The sequence below is a fragment of the Coprococcus sp. ART55/1 genome, assembly GCF_000210595.1.
GTDB lineage: Bacteria > Bacillota > Clostridia > Lachnospirales > Lachnospiraceae > Coprococcus > Coprococcus aceti.
In genome coordinates this window covers 562,006-563,629 of record NC_021018.1, presented here as the reverse complement: position 1 = coordinate 563,629, position 1,624 = coordinate 562,006, and the positions used below count along the sequence as shown (strand labels likewise).

The window sequence follows — 1,624 nt, the reverse complement described above, 5'->3', positions numbered from 1 at the left end:
AAGACAATTAATCCTAAAGAAATAAGATATAGTCAATCGTCTGTAAATGGTTCAAGTGAGATTATAGATAGCATGAAGAAGAATGGGTGGAAGGGTGACCCGATTGATGTGGTAGAAATGCCTGATGGAATATATACAACAATAGATAATACACGTGTTGTATCTGCAAGAGAAGCTGGTATTAATGTTAAAGCTAATGTGCATGGATATAATGATATTTTACCTGAGGAATATATCGAGAGATTTACAACTAAGAAAGGTGTTCCTGTTACATGGGGCGATGCAATTAGTCTAAGAGTTGGAAAACAAAAGGCATCTTTTAGAAATAGTAATCCATTTGGAGCGTTTGATATGGATACAATAAAGTAGGAGGCAAACATGGAAATATATGATGTAAGTAAAGTATATCAAGAATTTAATTATCCCAAAGAGTTTTTAAAAATTGTTGAACTAAATCTGGTGGACTTTGATTTTTGGTACTTAATGAGCAAAGAACAGGTTGAAAAAAGAATTAAAGGATTAAAGGAACGTTATCCAGATAGAGAACTTGTTCCTTTTGCTAGAAGAGATGATAGTGATGATATAGCTTGTTTTGATATTAAAAAAAATAGTAAAGTCCAAATTATTCATGATTTTGCAAGTGCTGGATATGAACAGAGAAAAGAGTATAATACTTTCTGGGAATGGTTTAAGGAAGCAATACAGGAAATGATAGATGAGGAAGAAGCAGATGATTAATTATGAAGAATTAAGCAAAGAAGTATCGTATGCACTTCGTCATGCACCTTGGGAATATGAGTTGGAGATGGATGAAGAAGGTTGGGTGTCAGTAGAACAATTAGTGGATGCTCTGAATAAGGATATGAAATGGATAGGTACATCAGAAGACGATTTATTAGTTATGATAGATAAATCAGAGAAGAAGAGACATGAAATAAGCGGTGGAAAAATCAGAGCATTTTATGGTCATTCAATTCCGATGCACATAAAGAAAGAAAAAATGATACCTCCAGATATTTTATATCATGGTACGGCTAGAAGATTTTTATCAAGTATAAAAATTAATGGCCTATTACCTCAAGGAAGACAATATGTTCATTTGTCACAAGATATTAGTACAGCACAGAGTGTTGGATTAAGACGTGATAATAAACCATGTGTTTTGCAAATTGATGCAAAAAGAGCTTGGGAAGATGGAATACTTTTTTATTTTGGAAATGAAAAGGTATGGTTAGCTGATGTAATACCAAGTAAATATATAACAGAAATATAGTTGATAGAAGCCAGTAGATTTAAGGGTGGAAGTCTATCTGTACAACATGCAGTTGGAAGTGCAAATCAAGCGCAAAGTGTTTTAAATGGTATTGATCCACAATTTTTTAATAAAGGAAGTAGATTCGGAGGCGGATTTTATGTAGGTGCAGATAGCAATACAATAGTTGCAGAATTAGCGGAACATGGAAATACGGCTAAATATGCAATTAGTTACGATATAAATTTATCTGGTCAAAAGGTATTGGATTTGACAGATGCAACAATTGCTTCGAAATGGGGATATGTGCAAAATCTTACTTCTACAGAGGCATGCCAAGATATAGGAACATTGGCAAGAAATCAAGGATAT

3 protein-coding genes and 1 pseudogene are annotated in these 1,624 nt (G+C 33.4%); all 4 read left to right on the top strand.

What is annotated here, in order from left to right:
* A pseudogene (locus CCU_RS02740) lies at window positions 1-369 on the top strand (ParB/RepB/Spo0J family partition protein); the annotation flags it as partial.
* Window positions 370-378: 9 nt separating this feature from the next.
* The gene (locus CCU_RS02735) at window positions 379-738 is read left to right on the top strand and encodes an SMI1/KNR4 family protein (RefSeq protein WP_015533470.1); all 360 of its coding nucleotides are present in this window, start codon (window positions 379-381) and stop codon (window positions 736-738) included.
* The gene (locus CCU_RS02730) at window positions 731-1,273 is read left to right on the top strand and encodes an RNA 2'-phosphotransferase (RefSeq protein WP_015533469.1); all 543 of its coding nucleotides are present in this window, start codon (window positions 731-733) and stop codon (window positions 1,271-1,273) included. The genes CCU_RS02735 and CCU_RS02730 overlap by 8 nt, the downstream gene beginning before the upstream one ends.
* A partial coding sequence (locus CCU_RS02725) for a hypothetical protein (RefSeq protein WP_208895931.1) occupies window positions 1,274-1,624 on the top strand: 351 nt, incomplete at its 3' end.

Coding starts and splice junctions, on each gene's coding strand:
- CCU_RS02735 (WP_015533470.1), top strand. CDS start 379: ATGGAAATATATGATGTAAGTAAAGTATATCAAGAATTTAATTATCCC.
- CCU_RS02730 (WP_015533469.1), top strand. CDS start 731: ATGATTAATTATGAAGAATTAAGCAAAGAAGTATCGTATGCACTTCGT.